22 protein-coding genes and 2 pseudogenes are annotated in these 25,485 nt (G+C 68.0%); 7 read left to right on the top strand and 17 right to left on the bottom strand.

Annotated features, from left to right (window positions below; all coding sequences use genetic code 11):
• Positions 1–8: 8 nt before the first annotated feature.
• Entirely contained in the window at positions 9–2,213 is a 2,205-nt protein-coding gene (locus KK7_RS0102325) for a glycoside hydrolase family 3 N-terminal domain-containing protein (RefSeq protein WP_010543033.1), read from the bottom strand.
• Between the two features lie 226 nt (positions 2,214–2,439).
• Here KK7_RS0102325 and KK7_RS0102330 point away from each other — a divergent pair, with 226 nt between their 5' ends.
• The 3 genes from KK7_RS0102330 (at position 2,440) to KK7_RS0102340 (ending at position 8,016) form a co-directional block, all read left to right on the top strand.
• A complete protein-coding gene (locus KK7_RS0102330; RefSeq protein WP_010543034.1) occupies positions 2,440–3,486 on the top strand; it encodes a LacI family DNA-binding transcriptional regulator in 1,047 nt (348 codons plus the stop codon).
• 2 nt (positions 3,487–3,488) lie between these two features.
• Positions 3,489–6,533: a TonB-dependent receptor gene (locus tag KK7_RS19975; RefSeq protein WP_100207491.1), complete on the top strand. Its 3,045-nt coding sequence runs from the start codon at positions 3,489–3,491 to the stop codon at positions 6,531–6,533.
• A 64-nt stretch (positions 6,534–6,597) separates the two neighbouring features.
• Entirely contained in the window at positions 6,598–8,016 is a 1,419-nt protein-coding gene (locus tag KK7_RS0102340; protein ID WP_010543036.1) for a glucoamylase family protein, read from the top strand.
• Between the two features lie 3 nt (positions 8,017–8,019).
• Here the strand turns inward: KK7_RS0102340 and KK7_RS0102345 are convergent, their stop codons facing one another.
• The 3 genes from KK7_RS0102345 to pobA form a co-directional block, all read right to left on the bottom strand.
• Positions 8,020–8,238 (bottom strand): hypothetical protein, encoded by a 219-nt coding sequence (locus tag KK7_RS0102345; protein ID WP_083836026.1) that lies wholly within the window; start codon positions 8,236–8,238, stop codon positions 8,020–8,022.
• 191 nt (positions 8,239–8,429) lie between these two features.
• Positions 8,430–9,440 (bottom strand): aldo/keto reductase, encoded by a 1,011-nt coding sequence (locus KK7_RS0102350; protein WP_010543038.1) that lies wholly within the window; start codon positions 9,438–9,440, stop codon positions 8,430–8,432.
• Positions 9,441–9,442: 2 nt separating this feature from the next.
• Positions 9,443–10,612 (bottom strand): 4-hydroxybenzoate 3-monooxygenase, encoded by a 1,170-nt coding sequence (pobA, locus tag KK7_RS0102355; protein WP_010543039.1) that lies wholly within the window; start codon positions 10,610–10,612, stop codon positions 9,443–9,445.
• A gap of 116 nt (positions 10,613–10,728) precedes the next feature.
• Here pobA and KK7_RS0102360 point away from each other — a divergent pair, with 116 nt between their 5' ends.
• Positions 10,729–11,649 (top strand): helix-turn-helix domain-containing protein, encoded by a 921-nt coding sequence (locus KK7_RS0102360; protein WP_010543040.1) that lies wholly within the window; start codon positions 10,729–10,731, stop codon positions 11,647–11,649.
• On the opposite strand, the gene KK7_RS0102365 is transcribed toward KK7_RS0102360, so the two are convergent.
• The 6 genes from KK7_RS0102365 to KK7_RS0102390 all read right to left on the bottom strand — a co-directional run bounded on the left by KK7_RS0102365 (position 11,607) and on the right by KK7_RS0102390 (position 16,939).
• Positions 11,607–12,548, bottom strand: a complete 942-nt coding sequence (locus KK7_RS0102365; protein WP_010543041.1) for a Gfo/Idh/MocA family oxidoreductase — start codon at positions 12,546–12,548, stop codon at positions 11,607–11,609. The genes KK7_RS0102360 and KK7_RS0102365 overlap by 43 nt on opposite strands.
• A 22-nt stretch (positions 12,549–12,570) precedes the next feature.
• Positions 12,571–13,416, bottom strand: a complete 846-nt coding sequence (locus KK7_RS0102370) for a class III extradiol dioxygenase subunit beta (protein ID WP_010543042.1) — start codon at positions 13,414–13,416, stop codon at positions 12,571–12,573.
• Positions 13,416–13,826, bottom strand: coding sequence for a protocatechuate 4,5-dioxygenase subunit alpha (ligA, locus tag KK7_RS0102375; RefSeq protein WP_010543043.1), 411 nt, complete (start codon positions 13,824–13,826; stop codon positions 13,416–13,418). The genes KK7_RS0102370 and ligA overlap by 1 nt, the downstream gene beginning before the upstream one ends.
• Complete coding sequence (locus tag KK7_RS0102380; RefSeq protein ID WP_029622675.1) at positions 13,823–14,848, bottom strand: amidohydrolase family protein; 1,026 nt, start codon at positions 14,846–14,848, stop codon at positions 13,823–13,825. Before KK7_RS0102380 ends, ligA begins: the two co-directional genes overlap by 4 nt.
• A complete protein-coding gene (locus KK7_RS0102385) occupies positions 14,845–15,717 on the bottom strand; it encodes a DUF1932 domain-containing protein (protein ID WP_010543045.1) in 873 nt (290 codons plus the stop codon). The genes KK7_RS0102380 and KK7_RS0102385 overlap by 4 nt, the downstream gene beginning before the upstream one ends.
• A 64-nt stretch (positions 15,718–15,781) precedes the next feature.
• Positions 15,782–16,939, bottom strand: coding sequence for a LysR family transcriptional regulator (locus KK7_RS0102390; protein WP_010543046.1), 1,158 nt, complete (start codon positions 16,937–16,939; stop codon positions 15,782–15,784).
• A 103-nt stretch (positions 16,940–17,042) separates the two neighbouring features.
• Between KK7_RS0102390 and ligK the strand changes: the two genes are divergently transcribed.
• Genes ligK through KK7_RS0102405 form a run of 3 tightly spaced genes read left to right on the top strand, consistent with a single transcriptional unit; the run spans position 17,043 to position 19,646 of the window.
• Positions 17,043–17,717, top strand: a complete 675-nt coding sequence (gene ligK / locus KK7_RS0102395) for a 4-carboxy-4-hydroxy-2-oxoadipate aldolase/oxaloacetate decarboxylase (protein ID WP_010543047.1) — start codon at positions 17,043–17,045, stop codon at positions 17,715–17,717.
• Positions 17,710–18,771, top strand: coding sequence for a 4-oxalomesaconate tautomerase (locus KK7_RS0102400; RefSeq protein WP_010543048.1), 1,062 nt, complete (start codon positions 17,710–17,712; stop codon positions 18,769–18,771). The genes ligK and KK7_RS0102400 overlap by 8 nt, the downstream gene beginning before the upstream one ends.
• Complete coding sequence (locus KK7_RS0102405) at positions 18,768–19,646, top strand: amidohydrolase family protein (RefSeq protein WP_010543049.1); 879 nt, start codon at positions 18,768–18,770, stop codon at positions 19,644–19,646. Before KK7_RS0102400 ends, KK7_RS0102405 begins: the two co-directional genes overlap by 4 nt.
• 40 nt (positions 19,647–19,686) lie before the next feature.
• Here KK7_RS0102405 and KK7_RS0102410 read toward each other — a convergent pair whose 3' ends face one another.
• From KK7_RS0102410 to KK7_RS0102440, 7 genes and pseudogenes are all read right to left on the bottom strand, one after another.
• Complete coding sequence (locus tag KK7_RS0102410; protein WP_010543050.1) at positions 19,687–20,649, bottom strand: fumarylacetoacetate hydrolase family protein; 963 nt, start codon at positions 20,647–20,649, stop codon at positions 19,687–19,689.
• Positions 20,650–20,677: 28 nt separating this feature from the next.
• On the bottom strand, positions 20,678–21,568 hold the full coding sequence (locus KK7_RS0102415) for an NAD-dependent epimerase/dehydratase family protein (protein WP_010543051.1): 891 nt from the start codon (positions 21,566–21,568) through the stop codon (positions 20,678–20,680).
• Positions 21,569–21,570: 2 nt separating this feature from the next.
• The gene (locus KK7_RS0102420; RefSeq protein WP_010543052.1) at positions 21,571–22,137 is read right to left on the bottom strand and encodes a cupin domain-containing protein; all 567 of its coding nucleotides are present in this window, start codon (positions 22,135–22,137) and stop codon (positions 21,571–21,573) included.
• A 27-nt stretch (positions 22,138–22,164) separates the two neighbouring features.
• Positions 22,165–22,635, bottom strand: a complete 471-nt coding sequence (locus KK7_RS21440; RefSeq protein WP_010543053.1) for a hypothetical protein — start codon at positions 22,633–22,635, stop codon at positions 22,165–22,167.
• Positions 22,632–23,525, bottom strand: a pseudogene (locus KK7_RS23120) (alpha/beta hydrolase family protein); the annotation flags it as partial. The pseudogene KK7_RS23120 and the gene KK7_RS21440, both read right to left, overlap by 4 nt.
• Positions 23,514–24,404, bottom strand: a pseudogene (locus KK7_RS23125) (VOC family protein); the annotation flags it as partial. The pseudogenes KK7_RS23125 and KK7_RS23120, both read right to left, overlap by 12 nt.
• A gap of 10 nt (positions 24,405–24,414) precedes the next feature.
• A partial coding sequence (locus KK7_RS0102440) for an FAD-dependent oxidoreductase (protein ID WP_010543055.1) occupies positions 24,415–25,485 on the bottom strand: 1,071 nt, incomplete at its 5' end.

A 25,485-nucleotide genomic window follows, 5' to 3' on the forward strand; every position in this document is an offset into this window, starting at 1 on the left:
GGGGCTCCTCAGGCCAGTTCGAAGCTGCCGGACACCCCCTCCGCCTCGGCCGAGGGCGCGATCCACAGCTGGAACCGCCCCGGCTCGACCGTCGGCTTGAGCGCCTGGCCGATGAACAGCAGGTCGGCGCGGGTGAGCGTGAACGCCACCCGTTTCCGCTCGCCGGGCGTCAGGGCCACACGCCGAAAGGCCTTTAGCTCGCGAACCGGGCGGGTCACGCTCGCCGCCACGTCGCGAATGTAGAGCTGCACCACTTCCTCGGCGGCACGCGACCCGCGGTTGGTGATCGTCGCCGAAACCGTCAGCTTGCCGTCGGCGGCAAGCCGGCCTCCGCCCATGTCCAACTCGCCGTACGCGATGTCGCCATAGGTTAGCCCGTGCCCGAACGGGAACAGCGCCTGGTTCGGGAACTCGCGATAATGGGTCTTGTACTCCTGCAGCGGCCCCGCCGGGTTGGGGCGACCGGTAGGCTTGTGATCGTAATGATAGGGCGCCTGCCCCGTCGCCTGCGGGAAGGAGACCGGCAGCCGCGCCGAGGGCCCGACGATGCCGAACAGCACGTCGGCGATCGCCGGGCCGTCCTGTGATCCGAGGAACCAGGTGACGAGGATCGCCGGCGCCTTCAGCACCGCCCCCTCCAGCGCCAGCGCCCGGCCGTTGCGGAGCAGCACCACCATCGGCTTGCCGGTCGCTGCGACCGCCTCTGCCAGTGCCATCTGCGCCGGTGGCACGACAATGGCGGAGCGCGACTGCGCCTCGCCGGACATGCGGGCATGTTCGCCCACCGCCAGCACGACGACGTCCGCCGCCCGCGCCGCCGCCACCGCCGCGTCGATCCCGCCCGCGATCGGCCCGTCGAGCCCCGCGCCTTCGGTAACGGTCACCAGCGCCGGATCCTGCACCAGCGCCCTGACGCTGCTCGCCAAGTCTACGGCTTCGGCATCGGTGCCGTAGACGTTCCACGGGCCGACCCGGTCATGCAGCCCGCCCGCGAACGGGCCGATCAGCGCGATCTTCTTGCCCGAGCGCGGCAGCGGCAGCAGGCTGCCCTCGTTCTTGAGCATCACGATCGAGCGCGACCCCGCCTCGCGGGCCAGCGCCAGATGCGCGGGCGTCCGCACCCGCGCCTTCTCCCGCGTCGGATCGATGCGGCGGAACGGATCGTCGAACAGGCCCAGCTGCACCTTGAGCGCCAGTACCCGCCGCACCGCCTCGTCCAGCCGCGCCATCGGCACCTCGCCCTTGGCGACGAGGTCCGGCAGGTGGCGGATGTAGAAGCCGCTCTGCATGCTCATGTCGACACCGGCCAGGAAGGCGAGCCGGGTCGCCTCGCGCGCATCCGCGGCGAAACCGTGCGCGATCAGTTCCTCGTCGGCGGTATAGTCGGAGACGACGACGCCCTCGAAAGCCCATTCGCGGCGCAGCACTTCCGTCAGCAGCCATTCATTGGCGGTGGCGGGGATGCCCGACAGCTCGTTGAACGAGGCCATCACCGTCGGCGCCCCCGCCGCAAGTGCTGCCTCGAACGGCGGGAAATAGGTCTCGCGCAGCGTCCGCTCCGAAATGTCGACCGTGCTGTAGTCCAGCCCGCCTTCCGCCGCGCCATAGGCCGCGAAATGCTTGGCGCAGGCGGCGACCGCATCCGCCGCCTCCAGCCCCTTCGTGCCCTGGAACCCGCGCACCCGCGCCGCCGCGATCAGCTTGCCGAGCAGCACGTCCTCGCCCGCCCCCTCCACGCTGCGACCCCAGCGGGCATCGCGGGTGATGTCCACCATCGGCGCGAAGGTCCAGTCGATGCCGGAGGCCGCGGCCTCCACCGCCGCCACCCGCGCGGTCCGCTCGGCGAGATCGGGATCGAAGCTCGCCGCCTCGCCCATCGGCACCGGAAAGACGGTGCGGAAGCCGTGGATCACGTCCGCCGCGAACAGCAGCGGAATCCTGAGCCGGGATTCGCGCATCGCGACCGTCTGCATGCGCTGGGCCATCGCCGCCCCGTTGCCGTTGAACACGCCCGTCAGCCGCCCGGCGCGCACTTCCGCCAGCTGGCCGTCGAAATTGGACGAGGCACCCGCCGGGTTCAGCGTCACCGCCGCGCCGCCGGACCATGCGGCCGCCATCAGGGTGAGCTGCCCGGCCTTTTCCTCGACGGTCATCTTCGCGAGCAGCGACTCGACCGCCGCGGGCAGCTTCCGCGCACCCGCCTGGAGCAGCATCGCGCGCGCCGGGCTTGCCGCCCATGCCGCTGCCGCACTTGCGCCGATCAATATCGCACGTCGGGAAATTTGGCCGTCTTTCACGCGTTTCCTCCACTGGCACGACCGCGTTTAGGCCGCCGCACGATGAATCTTGCAAGCCGCTTGTGCTTCATGTAACCGGTTACATCAAGAGCTTCAGGCCGCCACCTGCAAAACGAGCGGCCAACCTTGGATGAAGGAGGGGATGCAGCACGTCATGCCGAATGCCACGATCCGCGATGTTGCCAGGGAAGCAGCGGTGTCGGTTGCGTCGGTTTCGCGTGCCTTGAACGGCGCGACCAACATCCGCCCCGAACTGCGCGATCACATCCGCGCGGTCGCCGATCGGCTCGGCTATGTTCCCCATGCCGGCGCACGGAACCTGAGCCTCGCCCGGTCGTCGACGATCGGCGTCGTGGTGCCCGATCTGCACGGCGAGTTCTTCTCCGAACTGATGCGCGGCATGGATCGTCAGGCCTCGGAGCTTGGCTTCCACCTGCTGCTGATGGTGATGCACGGCGAGGCCGATCGGGGGGTGACCGCGCTCCACGCGATGCGCGGCCGCGTCGACGGGCTGGTGGTGATGGCGCCCCAAATCACCTCGGACGAGCTGTTTGCCCACCTGCCCAAGTCCATGCCCTCGGTCCTCCTCAACTGCGCGCCCCATGAGGGCAACCGCCCCGAACTGCGCGTGGACAACGTTGCCGGAGCCGTGGCGGTGATCGAGCATCTCGCAGCCGGCGGCTGCCGCCGCATCGTCCATGTCGCGGGTCCTGAGGCCAATATCGACGCGCAGGAGCGTCTGCGCGGCACCCGCGAGGCGTGCGCCCGGCTGGGCCTGGATCTGCGCGTGCTGCAGGGCGACTTCAACGAGGATGCGGGCACGCGCGCCATCACCGCGCTGGAAGCCGAGGGCGCTGCCTATGACGCGATCTTCGCCGCCAACGACAATATGGCGGTCGGCGCGCTGATGGCGCTGAAGCGTGCCGGAATCACCGTGCCTGAGCAGGTCGCCGTGGCGGGGTTCGACAACATCCCGCTCACCCGCCTGATCTCGCCGGCGCTCACCACCGCCAGCATCGACATCGCCGAGTTCGGCGCGCGCGCCGTCGTCCGCCTCGTCGGCCTGATCGACGGTGAGCGGGACGACGCGCTCGAATGGCGCGCACCGATCGTCATCGCGCGGGAATCGACCCGCCAACCTACCGATAACACAACAGAAAACCCGATCCGCCGGGGAGATAGAGAGTGACCATGAACAAGCTAGTATTGCGTTCCGCATTGCTGACGATGACCGTGCTGGGCAGCGGTGCCCTGCTCGCCCCCGCCCCCGCCCTGGCCCAGGTGGGCCAGGCCTCGCTGCGCGGCACCATTACCGCGCCGGCGGGCAACCCGGTGACCGAGGTGACCGCGATCGAAGTGGCGACCGGCATCCGCCGCACCGCCACCGTCGCCGCCGACGGGACCTATAATTTCGCGTCGCTGCGCCCCGGCACCTACCGCCTGGAGATCAAGCTACAGAACGGCATGCGCAACTCGGATGCGTTCACGCTGCGCGTCGGCCAGAATGCGGGCCTCGATCTAGACCTGTCGACGCCCGCAGCACCCACAGCACCCGCCGCCGATGCCGGCACCGCACCCGAGGGCAGCGATGCGGCCCCGGCCGGCGGCGACACGATCGTCGTCACGGGCAACCGCATTCGGTCGCTCGACGGTGGCCAGGTCGGCATCAACATCACCCAGCGGCTGATCGACCAGTTGCCGCAGAACAACCGCAACTTCCTCGCCTTCGCCGATCTCGCGCCGGGCGTGCGCTTCATCGAAAGCGCCGACGGTTCGTCGCGGATCCAGGGCGGCGCGCAGGACAGCCGCACGGTCAACGTGTTCATCGACGGCGTCAGCCAGAAGGATTACGTTCTCAAGAACGGCATCACCGGGCAGGACAGCTCGGCCGGCAACCCGTTCCCGCAGCTCGCGATCGGCGAGTATCAGGTGCTCTCGTCCAACTACAAGGCCGAGTTCGACCAGGTGAGCTCTGTCGCGATCACCGCCGCCACCAAGTCGGGTACCAACGAGTTCCATGGTGAGGGCTTCCTCGACTATACCAACCAGGACCTCCGGTCGCGTCGTCCGAGCGAGCTGTTCCCCACCAAGCGCGACAAGGTGAATTCGGCCAACAAGCAGTTCGGCGTCGCGCTGGGCGGGCCGATCGTGCAGGACAAGGCGCACTTCTTCGTCACCTACGAAGGCAAGCGCATCGACAGCCCCTATGACGTGCGCCCCGATAACGGCGTCGCGCCGAGCGCGCTGCCGTCGCAGTACCAGCAATATTTCGGCAGCTTCTCGCAGCGGTTCAACGAGGACCTGTATTTCGGCAAGATCGACATCGAGCCGACCGACAAGGACCTGATCGAGTTCACCGGCAAGTATCGTAACGAGTCCGGCGCGCAGATCTCCACCGGCGTCGCAGCTTCCACCACCGCGACGCTCAACAAGGTCGAGGAAAAGCGCTTTACCGGCCGCTGGCAGCGCAGCGAGGACAGCTGGATCAACGACTTCCGCGTCTCCTATCAGGATACGCGCTGGGCGCCGACGCCAGCCACCAGCGGCATCACCTCGCTGTTCCAGGCCACCCCGGTGATCAACGGCAACCGAAGCCGGTTCGCACTGCTGCGCTTCGGCGCGGGCAGCAACCAGCAGGACAAGGGCCAGAAGGGCTGGACGGTCCAGGACGACTTCACCTGGACCGGCTTCGACGGCCACACGATCAAGGTCGGCGCCAAGGCCAGCTGGATCAAGTTGCGCTCGCTCGAGCAGAACCTGGCCAACCCGCTCTACACCTATGACGTCAACGCCTTCAGCCAGACCGGCTTCAACGATGCGATCCCGTATCGCGTCCAGTTCGGCGCACCGGCCGGCTCGGGGTCGTCGGACGTCCGCTCGAACAACTTCCAGTTCGGCGTCTATGCGCAGGACGACTGGGATGTCACCTCGCACCTGACCCTCAATCTCGGCTTGCGCTGGGACTATGAGCGGACGCCCGCCTATCTCAATTTCGTGACGACGCAGGAAAACATCACGGCGGTGTCGCCGGCGAACTATCCGAACCTCGTCAATGCCGACTACAACATCAACGACTATATCTCGAACGGCCGCAACCGAAAGGCGTTCACCGGCGCCTGGCAGCCGCGTGTCGGCTTCACCTATCGCTTCGACGAGGCGGGCCGCTTCGCGCTGTTCGGTGGCTATGGCCGGTCCTATGATCGCAACCAGTTCGATTTCCTGCAGCAGGAAGTCAGCCAGGGCGCCTTCCCGACGCGCAGCTTCAACTTCATCGGCGCGGACTCGCAGAACCCCTGCACGCCCTCGACGACGTGCGTCGCCTGGGACCCGATCTACCTCACCGCAGCGGGACGCCAACAGCTGCTTGCCGGCACCACCGGTGGCGGCCGCGAGTTCCGCTTCCTCGATAACAACCTGAAGACCCCCTATTCGGATCAGTTCAGCCTGGGCCTGCGCGGCCGCTTCAACCTGGTCGGGCTGGAAGTGGGCTATACCCATATCACCAGCAAGGACGGCTTCGTCTTTCTGCTCGGCAACCGCCGCAAGGACGGCAGCTTCTTCTTCGACAATCCCGCCAGCGCAACCGACACGCCCTCGGCCCCCTTCGGCGATCCGCCCCCGGGCTATGGCGCGATCATTCTGGGCACCAACGGCCTGAGGACCGCTTCGGACTCGGCCTATTTCAAGGTCACCAAGACCTATACCCCGGCCTCGCCCTGGAGCATCGACGCAACCTACACCTTCACCGAGGCGAGCGAGAACCGTCAGTTCGGCGAGACCTTCTCGCTCGATTACCCGTCGATCAACGACTATCCGACGCTGCGCTCCTCGGGCGTGCCGCGCCACCGCCTCGTCATCGCGGGCAGCGTCGACCTGCCGCTGGGCATCGCCTTCTCGACCAAGCTGCAGGTCGAATCGGCCGCCTATCAGAAGGCGTTCATCGATCAGGCCAACCCGTTCCAGCGCATCCTGGTCGGGCAGTTCACCGACGGTGTCGGCGGCGGCTGGGGCCGGCGCCAGATCGACCTGGCGGTGACCAAGTATGTGCCGATCCGCTTCATCAGCGACCAGACCCGCCTGCGCTTCCGCGTCGACGTGCTGAACGTGTTCGACGACTGGAACTTCGTCGACTTCAACAACAACCCGACCTCGCCCGACTGGGGTCGCCAGGTCGGCACCAGCGTCGGCGGCAACCCGCCGCGCACCGTGAAGCTGTCGGTCGGCTACTCCTTCTGATCCCTCCTCTGGGGGCAGAGCAGCGCTCGTTGCTCTGCCCCCGTTTTTTTGTTCAGGATTCACGATGATCGATCGCAGGCAGTTGCTCGGCTCCGGCGCGCTGGCGCTGGCGGGTCTTGCGGGCGCATGCACGACGCCTGGCGCCCGGATCGCCGGCGCGGGCGCCGCCCCCGCCGCAGCCCCGCTGATCCGCGACCTGCAGGAACGCACCTTCCGCTATTTCTGGGATACCACCGATCCCGAGACCGGCCTGGCGCCCGATCGCTGGCCGACGCCGTCCTTCGCCTCGATCGCCGCGGTCGGCTTCGCGCTGACCGCCTATCCGATCGGCGTCGCCAACGGCTGGATCACCCGCGAGCAGGCCCGCACCCGCACGCTGGCCACGCTGCGCTTCTTCGCCACCGCGCCCCAGGGCGACGGGCAGAGCGACGCCAGCGGCTACAAGGGCTTCTTCTACCACTTTCTCGGCGTCACCAAAGGCCGCCGCTTCGCCCGCGCCGAACTGTCGACCATCGATACCGCGTTACTGATGGGCGGCGTGCTGTTCGCACAGAGCTGGTTCGACGCGAACGATCCCCAGGAAGCCGAGATCCGCACCCTGGCCGACCAGCTCTACGCCGCGATCGACTGGCCCTGGATCACCCCGCGCCCACCCTTCGTCTCGATGGGCTGGCATCCCGAAAGCGGGTTCATCCCCTCGGACTGGAACATCTACAACGAAGGGCTCCTGCTCTACGTGCTGGCGCTGGGTTCGCCCAGCCATCCGCTGCCGCCCGAGACCTGGGACGCATGGACCGCCCGCTTCGACGCGCAGTGGAGCGACAAATGGGGCGAGCCCCATCTCCACTTCCCGGCGCTGTTCATCCACCAGTACAGCCATTGCTGGATCGACTTCCGCGGCATCCGCGATCGATACATGGCTGCCAAGGGCATCGATTATTTCGAGAACAGCCGCCGCGCGGTGCGGGCGCAGCGCAATTACGCGATCGCCAATCCCGGCGGCTGGACCGGCTATGGCGAGGACCTATGGGGTCTGACCGCCTGTGACGGCCCGGGCGACTTCAAGGCGACGCTGGACGGCCGGGTGCGGCAGTTCTTCAGCTATTCGGCACGCGGTCCGGGCGACCGCGACGACGGCACGCTGGCCCCGACGGCGGCAGCCGCCTCGATCGCGTTCGAGCCGGAATTGGCGACCCGCGCGGTTTCGACGATGCATGCCCGCTACGGGCGCGGCATCTATGGCCGCTATGGCTTTCTCGACAGCTTCAACCCGACGCTGACCGCCACGCGCGCGCCACTCAAGCACGGCAAGATCGTGCCCGGGATCGGCTGGGTCGATGGCGACCATCTCGGGATCGATCAGGGGCCGATCCTGCTCATGATCGAGAATCTGCGCACCGGCCTGGTGTGGGAGGTGATGCGCCGCAACCCGCATATTCGTCGCGGGTTGCAGCGCGCAGGCTTCACGGGCGGCTGGCTCTGACCGTCAGTCGTCCTGCCGCTCGGTCTTCTTTGGGCTGACCCAGACATGGACCGGCACCACGACCTTGCCGGGGGCCGGCTTGCCGATATCGACGCGGCTGGCCTGGACCAGCTCGCCGTTGGAGAGGGTGAAGGACGCCCAGGGCTTGGGCATGCGGCCGAACGTCATCTTCTGGATGGGTTCGCCGGTATTCGAATTCATGATGGTAGCAACAACTGGCATGCAAGCCCGCTATTCGCTCGGCGCGGGGCTTGTCCAGCGCCGCCCCTGTGGAAGCTGTGGATGAGTGTGGTGCCCCCCGCGCCGGCTCGACCGGCGGGGGAAAACCGCAGCCCAATGCTAGCTATTGATACTCGTTATTAGTTCAGACCCTCGGTCTTTGCAACTCTTTCGCAATAGAGTTGCATGCGATCTCAGGCCAGCTGCTCGTCTTCCCAAATCTCGGTATCGATCTGCGACTGCGCTTCCGCCGCATAGCGCGGACCGGCTGCCGCGTTGGGCGGGAACAGCGCATCCACTTCCGCCAGCGCAGCGTCGGAAACCGGGTGCGCAAAGGTGGCGAGGAGATCGTCCAGATGGTCGATCCGCGTCGTGCCGGGAATGGGCACGATGAAGTCGCGCCGGGACAAAAGCCAGGCCATGCAGAGCTGCGCCATCGAGCAGCCCGCCGCTTCGGCGATGGCGCGGAAGCGCGCGGCCATTTCCAGGTTCTGCGCTAGGTTCTCGCCCTGAAAGCGCGGCATGCCCCCACGCAAATCACCCTGCGGCACGCCGTCGGCCCCCACCCCGCCGGCCAGCAGCCCGCGGGCGACCGGCGAAAAGGCGACGAAGCCGACGCCCAGTTCGGCACAGGCATCGAGCACCGCGATCTCGGGATTGCGGGTCCAGGGGGAATATTCGGTCTGCATCGCCGCGATCGGGTGCACCGCGTGCGCGCGCCGCAGCGTAGCGGCCGACATCTCCGACAGGCCGATCGCGCCGATCTTGCCTACCTCCACCGCGCGGGCGAGCGTACCCACGGACTCCTCCACCGGTACCTTCGGATCGAGCCGGTGCATGTAATATAGATCGATATGCTCGACGTTCAGGCGGCGGAGCGAATCCTCGAGCGTGCGGGTGATCGCCTCCGGGCTGCCATCGATCCCGCGCTTGCCGTCCGCCCCGCCCAGCACGCACTTGCTCGCCAGGGTGAACTCGGCCCGGCGGTGCATCACGGTGCGGCCGAGCAGCTCCTCGTTCGCGCCGAAGCCGTAGAGCGCGGCGGTATCGAGGAACGTCACCCCCGCATCCAGCGCATGAAGCAGCAGCCGCTCCGCGTCGCGCGCATCGGGGCGCGGCAGATAGGCGTGGCTGAGGTTCATGCAGCCGAGCCCGATCGCCGAGACGGTGAACGGGCCGATGGTGCGGGTGGGAAGCGTCGGCATGGTCAGAGCGGCAATCCTACATAGTTTTCGGCGATCGTCGTCTGGGCTGCGCGCGACGTGGCGATATAGTCCAGGTCGGCCAACTGCATCCGGCGATCGAACGCATCGCTATCCGGGAAACGATGCATCAGCCTGGTCAGTTGCCACGAGAAGCGCTCGGATTTCCAGACCCTGGCGAGTGCCTTTTGCGAATACCCGCCGATCGCGTCGTGATCGCCGCGCTTGAAGTGGCCAACCAGCGCCTCGGAGAGATAATGCACGTCCGACGCGGCAAGGTTGAGCCCCTTGGCGCCGGTGGGCGGCACGATGTGTGCGCTGTCGCCGGCGAGCAGCAGCCGGCCATGGCGCATCGGCTCGAACACGAAGGAGCGCAGCGGCGCGATCGACTTCTCCAGTGCCGGCCCTCGGGTGAGGTTCGCAGCCGCCTCGGGCCCCAGCCGCACGGCCAGTTCATCCCACAGCCGATCGTCGGGCCATTCGCCCAGATCTTCGTCGAGCGGAACCTGGATGTAATAGCGGCTGCGCGTGGCCGAGCGCATGGAGGCGAGTGCGAAGCCGCGGTCGTGATTGGCGTAGATCAGCTCGTGATGGCAGGGCGGCACATCGGCCAGGATGCCGAGCCAGCCGAACGGATAGACCTTCTCGAACGCGGCGCCGACGCTGGCGGGGATCGCCTTGCGCGATGGGCCGTGGAAGCCGTCGCACCCGCAGACGAAGGCAGCGTCTATCCGCTGCGCCTGCCCATCCTTGGTGTACGTGACGTAGGGCGCGTCGCTGTCGACATCGTGCAACGCGACATCGGTGGCCTCATAGATCACCTGCAACCCGCGCTCGGGAGCGGCGTCCATCAGGTCGCGAGTGAGCTCGGTCTGGCCATAGACCAGCACGTGGTGGCCGGTGAGTTCGGTCACCGGAATGCGGATCAGCCGGTCGCCGTCTGCCAGCGCGAAGCCGTCATGCGGCAGGCCCTCGCGGTGCATGCGGTCGGCGATGCCGACTCGCTCCATCAACATGGTGGCGGTGCGCTCCAGCACGCCGGCACGGATGCGGCCAAGCACATAGTCCGGTGTCGCACGCTCGACGACGACAACCTCGATCCTCTCCGCCCGCAGCAGATGGCCGAGCAGCAGCCCGGCGGGCCCTGCACCGATGATCGCAACCTGGGTACGCATCCGCGCCTCTCCATCCTCGTTCGTTGAACGCGATGGTGCCGCCGTCGCCCAGGAACCGTGAGGGAGAGGTCAACCTTTTACTTGGATGATTCGACCGGACATGCGACAGTCCGGTGATGCGCGAGCGCAGCCCGATCCCGGCCTTTTACCTCTATGGCGAACCTCAGCGCAGCGTCGCCGAGGGCTTTGTGCATGTCGAAAGCCTCGACGACCGCTCGCGGCCCAGCGAATGGACGATCCGCCCGCACCTTCATCGCGATCTCCACCATGTGATCCTGATCGCCGAAGGCGGCGGATCGATGACCGCGGAGGCCGAAACGGTCGCGTTCGAGGCACCCGCGCTGCTGCTGGTGCCGGCGGGAATCGTCCATGGCTTCACTTGGCATCTGGAATCGCGCGGCTGGGTCTGCACGATCGCCGACGCCTATTTCGCCCAGCTCGCCACCCGGGACGGGGCGCTGGAGATGCTGTTCCGCACACCCCGGGCGCTGATGCTGGAGATGGCCGAGGGGGAGGCCGTCGCAGGCCTGCTCGCCGAAGTGCAGCAGGAGCTGAACTGGTCCGCCCCCGGTCAGCGCGCGGCGGTGGAGGCGTCGCTGCTTGCCATCCTCGTGCGCAGCCTGCGCCGTGTCGGCGCGGCGGCCGGCAGCGGCACGGGCACCCGTCGGGCGGCGGAGATCGTCGCGCGGCTGCGGGCGCGGATCGAGGAACGGTTTCGGCTGCGGGAGCCGGTGGGCGTGCATGCGCGTGCGCTGGGAGTGAGCATCACCGCGCTGCGGCTGGCTTGCGCGCGGATTGCGGACAGCAGCCCGGCCGCCATGCTCGATGCCCGCGCACTGCTCGAGGCGCGGCGGCTGCTGCTCTATTCGAACCTGTCGGTGGGCGAGATCGCCGACGCCGTGGGCTTCGAGGATCCCGCCTATTTCTCGCGCTTCTTCGCGCGGCATGTCGGCATGTCGCCGCGCGCCTTTCGCGGGGGCGCGGCGACGAAGGCTCAGCCGGCTAGCTGCGCTTCCAGCTCGCCGAGCACGCGGTAGCAATCGAACACCTTGGCTACCGAGCTGTTCGGATCGCGCCCCTCGCGGATTGCGGACACGAACTCGCGGTCCTGCAGCTCGATGCCGTTCATCGACACATCGACCTTGCTGACGTCGATCGGCGCTTCCTTGCCGTCCACCAGATCGTCGTAGCGGGCGATATAGGTGCCGTTGTCGCAGATATAGCGGAAGAAGGTGCCGAGCGGCCCGTCATTGTTGAAGCTGAGCGACAGGGTGCAGATCGCGCCGCTCTCGCTCTTCAGCTGGATCGACATGTCCATCGCGATGCCCAGCTCGGGATGGATCGGCCCCTGCACCGCATGCGCCTGCACGATCTTACCGGCCTGATAGGCGAACAGGTCCACCGTGTGCGCGGCGTGGTGCCAGAGCAGATGATCGGTCCAGCTGCGCGGCTGGCCCTTGGCGTTGATGTTCTTGCGGCGGAAGAAATAGGTCTGCACGTCCATCTGCTGGACGGCGAGCTCGCCCGCGGTGATGCGGTTGTGGACCCATTGGTGGCTCGGATTGAAGCGGCGGGTGTGGCCGACCATGCAGACGAGGCCCGTCTCCTGCTGCTTGGCCAGCACCGCCTGCGAATCCGCCCAGCTGTCGGCGAGCGGGATCTCGACCTGGACATGCTTGCCCGCGTTCATGCAGGCGATCGCCTGTTCGGCATGCATCTGGGTGGGGGTGCAGAGGATCACCGCATCGACATCGTCGCGGGCGAGCGCATCGGCCAGTTCGGTGGAATGATGCTTGGCGCCGTACTTCTCGGCGACGGCGGCGGCCTGGTCGGCGGTGCGGCTGATGATCGAGGTGATCTCCACCCCGTCGATCCGCTTGAGGCCATCGAGATGCTTTTCGCCGAACGCGCCGGCACCGGCCAGGGCAATGCGCATGATACTCTCCTGTAATTCTGGATCAGCGGACGGGTTCGAGCACGAGATGCCCGACCGCGGTGTTGGAAGCGGGCACGTGGTAATGGCGGTGCAGCGCCCGCACGTCGCGACCCAGCGCGCCGCGCATGATCAGCCACATCACCATCTCGATACCCTCGGAGCCGGTCTCGCGCAGATATTCGATGTGCGGGATCGCGCGGAGTTCAGGCCCATGCGGTCCGCTCATCAGGTCGAGGAAGCGATTGTCCCATTCGGCGTTGATCAGCCCGGCGCGCGGCCCCTGGAGCTGGTGGCTCATGCCGCCGGTGCCCCAGACCTGTACGTTGAGGTCTTCCGGATAGCTGGCCACCGCCCGCGCGATCGCCTCGCCGAGCAGCCAGCAGCGGTTTCCCGTGGGCGGCGGATAGGTGACGACGTTGACCGCGATCGGCACCACCTGGACAGGCCATGCCTCGGGCTGGCCGAACATCACACTCAGCGGCACGGTGAGGCCGTGATCGACCTGCATCTCGTTGACGATGGTGATGTCGAACTCGTCGAGGATGCAGCTCTGCGCGATATGCCAGGCGAGGTCGGGATGGCCGATTACGTCCGGCACCGGGCGCGGGCCCCATCCCTCGTCGCAGATGCCATAGCGCTCGGCGCAGCCGATGGCGAAGGTGGGGATCACCCGCATGTCGAACGCCGAGGCATGGTCGTTATAGACCAGGATCACGACATCGGGCTTCTCCTGCGCGATCCACTGCTTGGACCAGTCGTATCCGGCGAACACCGGCTGCCAATAGGGATCGGCAGTCTTGCCCAGATCCATCGCCGCGCCCACGGCGGGAACATGGCTGGTCGCCACGCCGGCGGTAATCCGTGCCATCAACGCTTCTCCCGGATCGAGCGGACGCCCTCTGGGCTGCGGCCGCCGGCGATCATCATCGCCTGATAGTCCTGCGTGCTCATCCCCGTCATCGTGCTCACCGCCTGAAGGAAGCTGAGGCCGTCGGTCGAGAAGAGCTTGGCGAGGAAATAGATGTTGCCGCCCAGATCGAGGCAGCGATTATAGTCGCGGTCCAGCAGCGCCTGCTTCTGCTCCTCGCTGAGCGGCCATGCGTCGAGATAGGCGCGCTCGTCCGCCTTGAAGCGTTCGCGGTTTTCGGCGGTCATCAGGCTCATCGCGAACTGGTTCATCCAGTAGCCGCGCCGCGCCCGCGCCGCGGTGTAGACGCGGGTGCCGGGGATGTCCTCCAGTTCCGCCAGATATTCGTGGATGTCGGTATGGCCGGTCATAGCCCCCTCGCCTTCAGCTGCGCGTCGAGCCGCGGGAAGACGCGGCGGGCATTGCCCTCGAAGATCGCGTGGCGCTCCGCCTCGGGCAGGTTCAGCGCGTCGACATAGCGCTTGGTATCGTCGAAATAATGGCCGGTGGTGGGATCGATGCCGCGCACCGCGCCGACCATCTCGGAGCCGAACAGGATGTTCTTCTTGTCGATCACATCGGCCAGCAGGTTGATGCCCGGCTGGTGATAGACGCAGGTATCGAAGAAGATGTTGTGCATCAGATGCTCGTCGAGCGACGGCTTCTTCAGCATGTCCGCAAGGCCGCGATAGCGCCCCCAGTGATAGGGCACCGCGCCGCCGCCATGGGGCACGATGAAGCGCAGCGTCGGGAAATCCTTGAACAGGTCGCCTTCGAGCAGTTGCATGAACGCGATCGTGTCCGCCGCGATGTAATAGCCGCCGGTCGCGTGCATCGCCGGGTTGCAGCTGCCCGAGACGTGGATCATCGCCGGCACGTCGAGCTCGACCATCTTCTCGTAGAACGGGTACCAGTAGCGGTCGGTCAGCGGCGGATGGGTGAAGTGGCCGCCGCCGGGATCGGGATTGAGGTTGCAGCCGATGAAGCCGAGCTCGGTGACGCAGCGCTCCAGTTCCTCGATCGAGCCCTGCATGTTGGCCTTGGGGCTCTGCGGCAGCATGCACACGCCGACGAACGTCTCGGGATAGAGGCCGACGACGCGCGCGATCAGATCGTTGCAGCGCCGCGCCCATTCCTTCGCCACGGTCTCGTCGCCGACATGCGGCGCCATCGCCGAGGCGCGGGGCGAGAAGATCGTCAGGTCGGCGCCGCGCTCCTTTATCAGGCGCAACTGGTTGGCCTCGATCGTCTCGCGAATCTCGTCGTCGCTGATCTCGGGATAGGGCGGCGGGCAGGTGCCGGCCTTGAACGCGGCCTTCTGCGCCTCGCGCCAGGCATCGTGCGCCTTGGGCAGCACGGTATAATGGCCATGGCAGTCGATGATCATCGTCATTGGGACTTCATCCTCTCCTCGATCGCGGCGAGCTTGGGCGCCAGCCCCTCGGGCGGGGTGCCGAGCCCGAGCATGCCGATCGCGCGCTGGCGCTCGACCGTGCCGCGGGTCATGGCGGCGCCGGTGCCCAGCGCCTCCAGCGTCTTGACCACTTCCTCCATCTCGGCGGCGCGGCGCAGCCCGTGGATCATCATGCGGTCGAAATTGTAATCGGCGCGCGCCTCCCAGGGCCGGGCGCGCTCGCTGGCATCGAGCGAGGCGAGCACCGCGTCGCGCACCCCCGCCGCCTCGGCGGCGAGCACGCATTCGGCGGTCAGCGCCTCGATGCCCTTCACCATCACCGACCGGATCATCTTGATCGACGAGGCGCGACCGATCGCATCGCCGACCACGCTGACATTCTGGAAGCCGAGGAGGGCGAGCGCCGCCGCCGCCGCTTGCGCCCGCGCACCGCTCAGCAGCAACGGCACGGCGAGCCGCGCGGGATCGACCGGCGCGAGGATGGCGAGATCGACATAGTGCGCGCCCGCCGCCTCGACCGCGCGGGCGGCAGCCTGCTTGGTCTGCGGGGCGACGCTGTTGCCGTCGCAATAAAGGGCGCCGGGGGCGAGATACGGGGCGGCCGCCTCGGCGGCAGCCAGCGCCTGATCCGCGGTGACGAGCGACAGCACCAGCGGACGATTGCCAAGTGCCTCGGCCAGCGTCTCGGCGCCCTCCACGCCGGCATCGGCATAGCGCTCGTGCATCGCCGGGGCATCGGCGGTGCCGGTCTTGCGGTCGAACACGCGCGCACCGGCTTCCCATCCGCCCGCACGAGCGAAGGTCGAGCCTGCCTCTCCAAAGCCGATCAGGGCGATCCTTTCTTGCATGGCAGGCGGCATGGCCGAGGCAGGTGGGGCCGGCCAATCGAATCCGCCGGCCGGCTATAAGTTTTTACGTATAGAGCATTGCCGCAGAGGCTTGCAGCAGTTCCAGGAAGCCGGCCTGCGCGCGCGTCGGCCGCCAGTCCGCGCGGTGCGTGACCCCGATCGTGCGGGTAACGGCGCCGGGCGCCGGGCCGAGGTCGACCAGGATCCCCGCCGCCAGTTCGATCGCGAGCTGGTCCACCGATAGCAGGGTGAGCTCGTCGCCTGCCTGGAGCAGTTCCCGGATGGTCATCACCGATCCGCATTCGATCGGCACCGAAGGCAAGGGCCCGCCGATCGCGGCGAACAGGTTGCGCCAGAGCGTGCGGAGCGGCGTCCCCTCCGATGGCACGATCCAGCCATAACGGTGCAGCGCCGCCAGCCGATCTCTCTCCGTCAGCAGCGGGTGCCCGGCACGACCGATGATCGTCGGGCGATCGTCGAACAGCCGAAGCTGCACCAGATCGGGGCCGAGCGTTTCGGGATCGCGCAGCGCGCCGATCATCAGGTCGATCTCGCCGTCGCGAAGCGGGCCTGCCAGCTCGCCATGCGCGCCTTCGTGGATCAGGATATCGATCCCCGCATGGGCGCGGCGGAAGGCGTTGATCGCATGGGGCAAAAGCCGCGCCCGGCAGAGCGGCATCGCGCCCACCGAGATGCGGCCCGAGGTGCGACCGAGCAGTTCGCCCAGATCCTCCACGCCTGCCCGGAGCTCGGCCAGCGCCAGCCGCAGCCGCCGCGCCACCTGCACGCCGTGATGGGTGAGGACCAGGCCCCGCCCCCGCCGATCGACCAGCCGCTGCCCCAGCGCCAGCCCCAGGTCGCCGACCGCGCGGTGCAGCGAGGAGACCGTCACCCCCGCCCGCTTCGCCGCCGCTGGATAGCTCCCCTGCTGTGCCAGCGCGACGAAGGCACGGAGCTGCGCCGCCGTAACCCGGTTGCTGCCGATCAGCCGCAGCGCCGCCTCCACCCGCGGCACCAGCCGAAGCGCGGCTTGCGTAGGCTCCAGGCCACCGGGGCGACGCTCGAACAGCGCGAGGCCAAGCTGCGCCTCCAGCTTGGCGATTCCCTGCGTGGCGGCCGGCTGGGTCAGGTGCACCGCTTCCGCCGCGCGGCTGACGCTGCCGAGGCGAACGGCGGCCGCCATGGCGGCAAGATGACGGATATTGAGCTGATCGACCTGCACGCAGCACGATTAGCAAAAACTAATGCCCCTGGCATCCTTCCGATTGGCCCGGCCGGACCGGGGCGCGCACCTCCACCGGCAAAAGAAGCCAAGAGGAGCTGCCATGTCGGGCATCGTCGTCCAGAATATCGAACGTGCCGATCCTGCGGTGATCGACGGCCTCGCCCATGCCGGCGTCGCGACCGTCCACGAGGCGCAGGGCCGAACCGGCCTGCTCGCACCGCAAATGCGCCCGATCTATGCCGGTGCGCGGATCGCCGGCAGCGCCGTCACCATCTCCGCGCCGCCGGGGGACAACTGGATGGTCCATGTCGCGATCGAGCAGCTTCGCGACGGCGACATCCTCGTGCTGGCGCCGACAAGCCCCTGTTCCGATGGGTATTTCGGAGACTTGCTGGCGACCTCGGCCCAGGCGCGCGGCTGCCGCGGGTTGATCATCGACGCGGGCGTGCGCGACATTCGCGACCTGACGGCGATGGGCTTTCCGGTCTGGTCCAAGGCGGTCCATGCGCAGGGCACGATCAAGGCCACGCTGGGCTCGGTCAACGTGCCGGTGGTATGCGCCAATGCGCTGGTGAACGCCGGCGACGTGATCGTGGCGGACGATGACGGCGTGTGCGTCGTGCCGCGCGCGCAGGCTGCTGCGGTGCTGGAAAAGGCGCAGGCCCGCGAGGCACTGGAAGAAGCCAAGCGCAAGCGGCTGGCGGCAGGCGAGCTCGGCCTCGACATCTACAACATGCGTCCCCGCCTCGAAGAAATGGGCCTGAAATATGTCTGAGCCCGCCTCCGCCCGGGTGATGTGGATGCGCGGCGGTACCTCCAAGGGCGCGTTCTTCCTTGCCGAGGACCTGCCCGCCGACCCCGCCACCCGTGACGCCTTCCTGCTGCGGATCATGGGCTCCCCCGATCCGCGCCAGATCGACGGCATGGGCGGCGCCGATCCACTGACCAGCAAGGTCGCCGTGGTCAGCAAATCCACCCGCGACGGCGCGGATGTCGACTATCTGTTCCTCCAGGTCTTCGTCGATCAGGCGATCGTCTCGGACGCGCAGAACTGTGGCAACATCCTCGCCGGCATCGGCCCCTTCGCGATCGAACGCGGGCTGGTGGCCGCAGACGACGGGGAGACGCGCGTCCGCGTCTATCTGGTCAACACCGGCCAGCGCGCCGAGATTCTGGTCCAGACCCCCGGGGGCCGCGTCACCTATGCCGGCGACGCCCGCATCGACGGCGTGCCCGGGACCTCGGCACCGATCCCACTCGAGTTTCGCGATACCGCCGGCTCGTCCTGCGGGGCGCTGCTGCCGACCGGCAATGCGGCGGACATGGTGGAGGGCGTGCCCGTCACGCTGATCGACAACGGCATGCCCTGCGTGGTCTTGAAGGCCGAAGACGTGGGCGTCACCGGCTATGAGGATCGCGACACGCTCGACGGCGATACCGCCCTCAAGGCACGGATCGAGGCAGTCCGGCTGGCGGTGGGCGAGCGCATGAACCTGGGCGACGTGCGCGAGAAATCGGTGCCGAAGATGATGCTGGTCGCTCCCCCGCGGAACGGCGGGGCGGTGACGGTGCGCAGCTTCATCCCGCACCGGGCCCATGCCTCGATCGGCGTGCTCGGCGCGGTCAGCGTCGCCACCGCCTGCCTGCTCCCGGGCTCGCCCGCAAACCAGGTGGCGGCGATCCCGGAAGGGCGCCGCAAGACGCTCTCGGTCGAACATCCGACCGGCGAGACGACCTGCGTGATGGAACTGGACGAAGCGGGCACGGTCACCAGCGCGGCGATGCTGCGCACCGCCCGCAAGCTGATGGACGGAGAGGTTTTCGCATGAGCCGCATCACCAGCTGGCACGCCGATCCCAGCAAACCCCGCTTCACCCCGCCGCCCGGCGCGGTCGATGCGCATTGCCACGTGTTCGGGCCGATGGCCGAGTTCCCGTTCAGCGCCAAGGCCAAGTATCTGCCCGAGGATGCCGGCCCCGACATGCTGTTCGCCCTTCGCGACCGGCTCGGTTTCGCGCGGAACGTCATTGTCCAGGCGAGCTGCCACGGCACCGACAATGCGGCGACGCTGAACGGAATCGCCCGGTCGAACGGCAAGGCACGCGGTGTCGCCGTGGTGGATCCGGCGATCGGCGATGCCGAGCTGGGAAGGCTGCACGAAGGCGGCATCCGCGGCGTCCGCTTCAACTTCCTCAAGCGCCTGGTCGACGATGCGCCCAAGGACAAGTTCCTGGAAATTGCCCGCCGCATCCAGCCGCTCGGCTGGCATGTCGTGGTCTATTTCGAGGCAGACATCCTGGCCGAACTCCGTCCTTTCCTGGACGCGATCCCGACGCTGCTGGTGATCGACCATATGGGCCGGCCGGACGTGGCACAGGGCCCCCACGGCCCCGACATGCAGGCGTTCCGCGCGCTGCTCGACAGCCGCGACGACATCTGGACCAAGGTCACCTGTCCCGACCGGCTCGACCCCAAGGGGCCGCCCTGGGACGACTTCGCCGCCGCGGTGGCGCCGCTGGTCGCCGACTATACCGATCGCGTGCTGTGGGGCACCGACTGGCCCCACCCGAACATGCAGGATGCGATCCCCGACGACGGCGCGCTGGTCGACATGATCCCGCGCATCGCACCCACACCCGAGCTGCAGCACAAACTGCTCGTCGCCAACCCGATGCGGCTGTACTGGCCCGAAGAGGTCGCCTGAACGTCGGGACCGGGCAGATCGCCGCCCGGTCCCGCACCGTTCAGCCGATCACCTTCACCCGCTGATCGATGCGGCCGAAAAAGGCAGCGTCCTTGCCCACCTGCATCGCCACGCGGTCGCCGTCGCCAAGGAAGGGTGTGCGAAATTCGCCATGCGCGATCCGCTCGATTGCCCGGCGCTCCGAAATGCAGGTCGAGCCAACCACCGCATGCTCCGGGTTGGAGACGGTGCCCGATCCGATGATCGTGCCCGCCGGCAGGCTGCGGGTCGCTGCAGCATGGGCGATCAGCTCGTGAAAGCCATAGGCCATGGCCTGCCCGTTAGGATGGCCGAACCACGCGCCATTGACCTCGACGGTGAGCGACAGACAGACCCGCCCGTCACGCCAGGCCTCGCCCAGCTCGTCCGGCGTCACCGCGAAGGGTGCGACGCTGCAGGCGGGCTTGGCCTGCACCCAGCCGAAGCCGGTCTTCATCTCGATCGGCGCGATCGTGCGGAGCGACCAGTCGTTGATCAGCACGACCAGCCGCACATGGGCGAGCGCCTCGTCCGCCGGGCAGCCCATCGGCACGGGCCCGGTGACCACGCCGAACTCGCCCTCAAAGTCGATCCCGTCTGCGGCAGAGGGGAACGGCACCTCCGCTGCAGGCGCGAGGAACTCGTGGCTCATGCCCTGATACATCAATGGCTTGTCGGTTTCGATCGGGGGCAGGTTGAACGCCTGCTGCATCAGTTCGCCATGCGTCGGGAAGGCGGAGCCGTCGAGCCACTGCCAGGTGCGCGGCAGCGGCGCGCGAAGCTCGGCGGGATCGAGGTCCGCCCCCTGCCCCACCGCCACGCGGTCGGCCAGCGCGCCGAGCGCGGGCAATGCGGCCTCCCAGCGGTCGAGTGCGCCGAGCAGATTGGGCCATTCCGGTCCGGCAGAAAGGCCGCGCGTACCGTCGGCGGAAACGACGAGTAGTTCGCCGTCGGCCGTGCCGTTGTCGCGGGTTGCAAAGCGCATGGTCGGTTCCTTCTCGTAATGGGGGAAGTCAGCCGGTCGCCAAGGCGGCGGAGACCAGTGCAGGAAGGTCGGGCTCGGCATGGAAGCCCAGTGCTTCGGCACGCGCAGTCGCCAGCGGCGGGTAGCTGCCGAAGGCCCGGCGCAGGGCCGGCTGCTCGGCATGGCCGATACTTGCGTGGGGAAAGCGAGCCACAAGCTCCGCGACGAGGTCGCTCATCGTGACCCGTAGCGCCGGCAGGGTAACTGCTTCCCCCGCGGTCCAGTCTGCGAACAGTGCAGCGACGCAGTTGGCGGCGCAGGCCTCGACCGAGCAGAGCCAGCTCGTCGCGTCCGGCGCAACCGGCAGCGTGTAGGGTTCACCCGCCCGCGCGGCATGGAACAGGTCGCTCAGGAAGGCGGAACCGAAACCGCGGTGGTCCCTAGGCCGGGCGACGATACCGGGGAGCCGAAGCACCGCGCCTTCGATCGCGCCCCGGCGTACTGCATCGGCGAAGGCGATCTCCACCATTCGCTTGTGCGTGCCATAGACGCTGTCCGGCACGGGCACGGTGCGATCGTCCACGGGCGCGGCGGGCGCGGCGCCGAACACCGCGATCGAGCCGGCCATTACCAGTCGACGACCCTGCATCGCCTCGATCAGGGCGAGCGGTACGTCCAGGTTGACCGCCCGCGAGACCAAGGGACTGCGCTCCGCTACGCCGCCGGGCAGCGCCGCCAGGTGGAGCAACGCGTCACAGTCGCGGGTCGCATGAGCGAGCACGGCTGGAGCGGTCAGGTCGCCCGTCAGCCGTGGTTCGGGACCGATCGAAGAGAAGGCGCGATCGACCAGCAGCACCTGGACGGCTGCATGGCTCTCGCGCAGCCGCCGGACGACCGCCCGGCCGACAAAGCCGTCTGCACCGGTGATCGTCAGACGCATGGTCAGCGCTTCAGGCTGTCGTCAAACGCGCCGTCGATCAGGATGAAGGCAATACGACAATTGTGATCGGAGCGGTTCGCCCAGCCATGATTGGTGCCGCGCTGGATGACGATGTCGCCGGCGCGCACCGTCGTCTCGCCTTCGTCCATGATCAGCACCAGCTCGCCTTCGAGGACGATGCCGTAATCGATCGTCTCGGTGCGGTGCATCAGCGCGTGGCGCGCGCCCTCGCCATGGGCCGAAGCGTCACCGGCGCCGATCTCGGCGAAATGCGCGCGCGCCTCCTCAGGCGTCATGTTGCGGATGCCGTCGCCCTCGGGCGGGATATCCAGCACGCGGATGCGGGTGCCGTTCTTCGGCGGTGCGAGGACGATGCCCTGCTCGGCCGGTTCCCCCGAGGCCGCATCGATCGGCGCGGGGGTGGCACGGGTGTTCCACACCTCGTGGAACAGCGGACCGATGTCGCCGCCGATCCGCTGGACGCGGGGCACAACGCCGTCTTCCTGGATGATCGCGCGGCCCTCGGCATCATGGCCGGTGACGATACGGCGAACGGGCGTGAAGCTCATCTGTCAGATTCCTTGAAGCTGCCGCGGTCAGCCGAGAAGCAGCCGCCGCAGCATGGTGTGGGAAAGAAAGGCACCAAGAACGGCACCGAACACGATCTTGAGGGAGAGCGCGAGCCCCCAGCCAAGCGTCGCCGCGCCGGTCGCCAGCAGGGCAGCGCCGGCGATCGCGCCCGCCCCGGCACCCGCCGCAGCCCAGGCCAGGCAATGCCCCAGGCCTGCGATCCAACCGGGCTGGACCACCGGCAGCGGCCCCACCGCGACGCGGCCGGCGGCCAACGCCCGCCGTGCGATCACCAGCGAGACAAGACACGTCATGAACGCGCTCGCGCCACCCTGTACCACGAAGTCAAAGGCGAACTGGCCGAACCCGGCCAGCCGCACCGGCCCGGAAACTCCGAAGAGGCCGAGAAAGAACAGGATGCCGAGAACCGCGTTGATTCCCGCGCCGACCACGCTCTCCCGCGCCACGAAGGCTTGGATGCCGGGTGCGCCGGTCATGCGGTATGGCCGCCCAGCGTCTCGGCGAACCAGTCGGCGATATAGTCGCGGCCATAGGCCATGTTGTCGGCGCCGACATGCTCGACCCCGCCTTCGCGCGCGGTGAAGATCTTCAACTCGCGCTTGGGGCTGTTGACCAGCTGGTCGTAGCAGTCATGCGCGTACTGGACGCTGATCTGGCGGTCGTTGGCGCCGTGGGTGACGAGAAAGGGCACCTTCACGCCGTCCATATGGCCGTTGAGGTTCATGGCCTCGGCGCGCGCGAAGAAGTCGTCCATGTCGCGCGCGCCGAACGCCCACATCACATGCGCCCAGTAATGCGGCACCGGATTCTCGCCCTCGCGCTTGAGCCGCTTCTGCTGCACCTCTGCCCAATTGTGGTTGGCGCCCCAGCAGGCGCCCGAGGCGAAGCGCGGCTCATAGGCGACCGCGCGGGGGGCGAAATGGCCGCCCAGCGAAATGCCGGTCATGCCGATGCGCTTGGGGTCGACGTCCGGCTGCTGCTCCAGCCAGTCGACGGCCTTCGCGGCCCAATGCTCCGAATGCGGATCGACCGGCAGGTTCTGCAGCCGCAGCGCCTCGCCCGATCCGGGCTGGTCGACGCAGAGGGAGGAGACGCCGCGCCGGGCCAGCGCCTCGGGCAGGCGTGACCAGTAGAGCAGTTCCTTGCAGCTATGGAGGCCGTTGCAATAGACCACGACGGGCTTTGGCCCCTCGCCCGGCGCGCGCGTGTAGAGCGCCGGCATGGTGCCTTCGCCGAGCGGAATCTCGACGCGCTCGCGGTTGATCTTGCCGAGCGCCGTCGCCTTGTCGAAGGCGCCCCGCGCCTTGGCATAGGTTTCCTTGCGGCCAGGATGGCCATGGCCCTGCATCCGCTCGGCGGTGAAGAGGCCGGGATTCGGCCCCGGGTGCGGCAGCGTCTGCGGGCCGCCGGTGCCGATGGCCCACTGGTCCATCACCAGCGGTGCCGGCACATGGACCTTGTGCTGGTGCGTCTCGAAATCGACCTCTTCCAGCTCGGACGTGTACTCCGCGACGAAGCCGTTGGGCGTGACGAAATAGCTGAAGGTGTTGTTGCCCGCGGTGTGGCGGCCCGGACCCCAGCCGATGCCGGTACCGTGCTGCTTCAAACGGTGGGCGCCGCGCATCATGTCGTCCACGCTCGGCATGTCATAGGCAACATGGTTGAGGCAGGGCGGCCCGGGCAGCAGCGCGATGCGGTGGTGCGCCGAGTTGCAGCGCAGGAAGCACATGAAGTCGCCCAGCCAGTCGGACACCTTGAAGCCGAGCACGTCGGTGAAGAACTGCACCGCCGCCTGGTGGTCCGGCGAGTGCAGCACGATATGGCTGATCTTGAGCAGCACGCCCTCCCAGTGCGCGAGCGCGCGGCTGGTGCCGCGGGCAACGTCGCTGGGGACTTCGAACAGCAGCCCGTCGGGCGAGAAGAAGCGGAAGCCATAGCCGCCGCCCGGGCTGGTCAGCTCGGCCGGCGCGCCGACGATGCGGCAGCCGGCTTCGCCCACTTTGGCGTGGAGCGCATCGACATCGGCGCGGCTGTCCGCGGCCAGCGCGATCACGTCGACGCGGTTCTCGTCCGCCGCGCGCAGGCCGACGACGTGATGCTCGTCATGCCCCTGGGTCTTGAACCAGGCCATGCCGTCGTCGCTCGGCACCGGCTCCAGGCCCCATTGCTCGGTATAGAAGGCGCGCTCGGCGTCCAGATCCTGCACGCCATAGCCGACATAGCGGATTTCAGTGACACGGCTCATGTGAGTATCCTCAGATCGGCTGGCCGGTGACGCCGAACATCTCGGCCGTCGCCTTGTGGTTATCGATGGCCGGGCCCTTGCCGAGCTGGCCCATGCAGATGGCGAGGCTGGCGTTGACGATATAGGCGCAGCGTTCGTAGCGGCGGGCGCGATAGGCAGTGAAGGCGGCTTCCACGCTGTCGGCCTTGGCCAGCTCGTCGGCGAGGACGAGGCTGTCCTCGATCGCCATGCCGGCGCCCTGCCCCAGATGCGGCGTGGTGGCGTGGAGCGCGTCGCCCAGCAGGCCGATGCGGCCCTTGTGCCAGGGACCGGTGACCAGCATGGCTTCGAGCGGCCGATAGACCACGCCGTCATCATCGGTGATCTGCTCGGCGAGCGCGCGGACCGCCGGCGCGCACTCGGCCAGCTTGGCGCGCATGGTCGCGGCCAGGCCCTCGCGCGGATACCAGGGGTTGCCCGGCTCCGGCGTGGTGACGAACATGTACATCAGGTCTTCGCTGATCGGCACAAGGCCGAGCCCGGTGCGGCCGTTATAGACCTGGAGCGCGTCCATGCCGGCGGGGCGCGGGAAATTGTACCGCCACACCGCCTGGCCGGTATAGTCGGGCTTCTCGGCCTCGGGCAGAATCGCGGCGCGCGTCTGCGAATAAACGCCGTCCGCGCCGATCACCATGTCGTAGATGCCGCTCGTGCCGTCCGAGAAGGTCACCGCGACCCGCTCGCCGTCATCGACCATCGTCTCGACGGTGATGCCCAGCCGGACGTCCGCGCCATCGGCGAGCACGCGGTCCCCCAGCACCTTGTGCAGCGCGGGGCGGCCGATGCCGACATTGGCCGGATAGCCTTCGGCCAGCTTGGGGGCGGGCACGCGGGCAACCTTGGTGCCGTCCGGCGCGAAGATCTCGACCGCGTCGAAGCCGACGCCGGCGGCGATATATTTGTCCAGCACGCCGAGCTGCGCCACCGCGCGTACGACATTGGCCTGCTGGATGATGCCGACGCCATAGACCGACCAGGTTGGATCACGCTCGACCACCGTCAGCCGGTGCCCCTGCGGGGCCAGCGCGATGGCGGCGGGAAG

Origin of the sequence: Sphingomonas elodea ATCC 31461 (genome assembly GCF_000226955.1) — a bacterium.
Lineage (GTDB): Bacteria > Pseudomonadota > Alphaproteobacteria > Sphingomonadales > Sphingomonadaceae > Sphingomonas > Sphingomonas elodea.